The organism is Paenibacillus xylanivorans (genome assembly GCF_001280595.1).
GTDB lineage: Bacteria > Bacillota > Bacilli > Paenibacillales > Paenibacillaceae > Paenibacillus > Paenibacillus xylanivorans.
Map to the genome: position 1 here is coordinate 94,593 of NZ_LITU01000051.1, position 3,302 is coordinate 97,894.

Consider the following 3,302-nt stretch of genomic DNA (forward strand, 5'->3'; position numbering starts at 1 on the left):
ATGCTTGGATATGACGGTCAAGCGATGCTGCAAAAGCCGGAGCTGTTCCGTCCGATCTATGTCTTATCTGAAATATGGCAGCGAATCGGATGGGAATCCATTATCTATATTGCTGCGTTAATGAGCATCGACCTGGAGCAGTATGAGGCCGCGAAGATAGACGGAGCGAGCCGTCTCAAGCAAATGTTTCACATTACACTGCCGGGATTACTGCCGATTATTACAATCATGTTCATTCTCCGGATGGGGAATATGCTGAATGTCGGGTTTGAGAAAATCATTCTCCTCTACAATCCGGTAACCTATGAAACGGCAGACGTTATCTCTTCCTTCGTGTATCGAAAGGGATTGTTGGAATTCGGATGGAGTTACAGCTCGGCAGTCGGTCTATTCAACTCGGTGATCAATCTCGTTCTTCTGATTTCGGCGAACTATATCAGCCGCAGAGTGAGTCAAAACAGCTTATGGTGAGGTGGTAACTTTGATTAAGGAAAGCGGTTGGTTTGATCGAATCTTTACGATCTTGAATTATACATTTCTAATCCTGCTCGTCATCGTCACATTGTATCCGCTGCTCTACGTGTTATTCGCGTCCTTAAGCGATTCGGCGCAGCTGTTAGCGAACAAGGGTCTCCTGTGGAAGCCGGTTGGGTTCAGTCTTGAAGCTTACAAGAGCGTGCTTGCCAATCCAGGTATAGCCACAGGTTTCCGCAATACATTGTTTATTCTCGTGTTTGGCGTCATCGTCAACCTGTTCATGACAGCGCTCGGTGCGTATGTGCTGTCCCGTAAAAACGTGATGTGGAACAAGGTGTTCATGTTCTTTATCGTGTTCACCATGTTTTTTGGCGGCGGATTGATTCCGCTATACCTGGTTGTCAAAGGCGTTGGCCTGTTAGATACGCTGTGGTCGACTATTCTACCTTTTGCCATCAGTACATTTAACCTGATCATCATGAGAACATCATTTATGGGTATTCCGGACAGCCTGGAGGAATCAGCCAAGATTGATGGAGCCAATCACTTCACCATTTTGTTCCGTATTATTATTCCGTTATCCATGCCCGTCATTGCCGTAATGATTCTCTATTATGCGGTAGATAAGTGGAACGGGTGGTTCTATGCATCGGTGTTTATCAAAAGCCGTGAGCTGTTCCCGCTGCAATTGGTGCTGCGTGAGATTCTGATTGCCAATTCCACGGAGAGCATGTCAGCTGGAGCATCGGCCGGGGATCGCTTCCAGATCGGGGAAACCATCAAGTATGCGACTATTATGGTAGCGACGATACCGATCCTGTGCATCTATCCGTTTTTGCAGCGGTTTTTCGTGAAAGGTGTCATGGTTGGTTCATTGAAAGGTTAAATCTGAGAATTGAAGAATGGTAAGGAGGTATAACGTTACATGAACCTATTAAACGAAGTAAACAAGGACGTGTGGGATCAGATCAAAAGTAAAGCCGATCAGATGCTTGCATCCATAGGTGACAAGTCTCCGCATGTCGCTGGTACGAATGGTATCTATGACGACATGAGAATCGATTGGTGGACCTCAGGATTCTGGCCAGGCATGTTATGGATTGTGTACGATATGACGGGTGATGAGAAATATAAAGAGGCGGCATGGAATTGGGATGAACGGCTATCGGAACGGTTTCTTGAAAACAACTACTACGACCATGATGTGGGCTTTCATTTCCTGCCCACGGCCGTTATCAAATACAAGCTCACTGGAGATGCCGATGCGGCTAGACGTGCCTTATTTGCTGCCAACTTCCTGGCAGGCCGCTTCAATACCAAAGGAAGCTTTATCCGGGCCTGGAATGGAGACATGCTGGGCTGGTCGATTATCGACACGATGATGAATCTGTCCTTACTCTTCTGGGCATCGGAGGAGAGTGGAGATCCCCGTTTCAGCCATATCGCCAAAGCTCATGCGGATATGGTCATGAAGCAATTTGTCCGGGAAGACGGTTCCGTACATCATATCATTCGATTTGATCCTGAGACAGGTGACCGGGCAGAAGCGATAGGGGGACAGGGGGCAGCGCCGGATTCGGCATGGAGTCGAGGAGCTGCATGGGCTTTATATGGATTAACGAATACGTATCGTTATACAGAGGACCCGGCATATCTTGATACTGCGCAGCGCGTGGCGAACTTCTTCATTTCTAGCCTGCCTGAGGATAGCGTTCCGCATTGGGATTTCCGTGCAGAGTCAGAAGAAGGAGAGAAGATTCCACGAGACAGCTCGGCTGGTGCAATTGCTGCTTCAGGACTGCTTGAGCTTGCGGAGGTACTTCCTGAACCGGAAGGCAGGATCTATGCAACCGTAGCCAAACGTATCCTGAGTTCCTTACGGGATCACTATGGAACATGGAATCTTCCGGAGCACGAAGGTATACTTCTGGAGGGAACCGGTCATAAACCGGCAGGTCAGAACGTGAATGTCTCACTCATTTACGGTGACTATTTCTACGTGGAAGCGAGTGCCAAATTAAACGGATGGAAGCATCGCATTTTTTAAAAACGTTCTAAGAATATTCAAAAAAACATTCTCATCTATTCAAAAATTAAATGAAATACATTGACGTTTTGATACCGAATGCCCGATAGACGAAAGCTGTCTATTCGGGCTATTTGTGCTTGATTTGACGGGGGAAATCGGTGCTTGCTCACCTTATTGTTAATCGAATTGAACTTTTTATCTATATCCCAATCACGCTCTTGCCGTTATAATAAATTCCTGATCCAAACATCGATAATCTACGAAGAGTTGGGTGATGAGTTGTTGCTAAATATTCGATATTTGTGGCAAAAACGAGAAAGCATAATCGTGACCTGGCTTGTCTCATACAGCGCTGTTTTGATTGTGCCCATTCTGATCAGCCTGGTTATTTACATGCAAGCGAATGAGACATTGAAGAGTGAAATACATCGGGCCAACGATTCTTTATTAAAGCAGATGCGATATACGATCGATACACAAGTTGATCTCATGAAACGGTTAAACATGGAGATGACGTGGAGTCCGAATCTGCAAACGCTGATGTATTCCAATCAACCGGCCAAGGAAGCGCCTTATACGGCTTACCAACTGGTGAAGGAACTTCGTCTCTATAAAACATCCTACGCGTCCATCGATGAATTTTACGTCGTGTGGAAAAAAGACCAGTCCATTCTCCGTTCAGGTAATATTCGGGATATGCGAACGGCATTTCATACCCTACATAATACAGGTGCAATGTCTTTCGAAGTATGGCGGGACCAGATCCTGGGTGGAGAGACGGATCAATTCGTCATTC

Annotated in this window: 3 protein-coding genes and 1 pseudogene; all 4 read left to right on the forward strand. The window is 46.3% G+C overall.

The window, feature by feature from the left end; all coding sequences use genetic code 11:
- Positions 1–471, forward strand: a 471-nt coding sequence (locus AMS66_RS33600; RefSeq protein WP_236703310.1) for an ABC transporter permease subunit, incomplete at its 5' end; no start/stop codon positions are given.
- Positions 472–481: 10 nt separating this feature from the next.
- Positions 482–1,363, forward strand: coding sequence for a carbohydrate ABC transporter permease (locus AMS66_RS09845; RefSeq protein ID WP_024631936.1), 882 nt, complete (start codon positions 482–484; stop codon positions 1,361–1,363).
- A 102-nt stretch (positions 1,364–1,465) separates the two neighbouring features.
- The gene (locus AMS66_RS09850; protein WP_407944534.1) at positions 1,466–2,524 is read left to right on the forward strand and encodes a glycoside hydrolase family 88 protein; all 1,059 of its coding nucleotides are present in this window, start codon (positions 1,466–1,468) and stop codon (positions 2,522–2,524) included.
- Between the two features lie 309 nt (positions 2,525–2,833).
- Positions 2,834–3,302 (forward strand): annotated as a pseudogene (locus AMS66_RS33605) (leucyl/phenylalanyl-tRNA--protein transferase family protein); the annotation flags it as partial.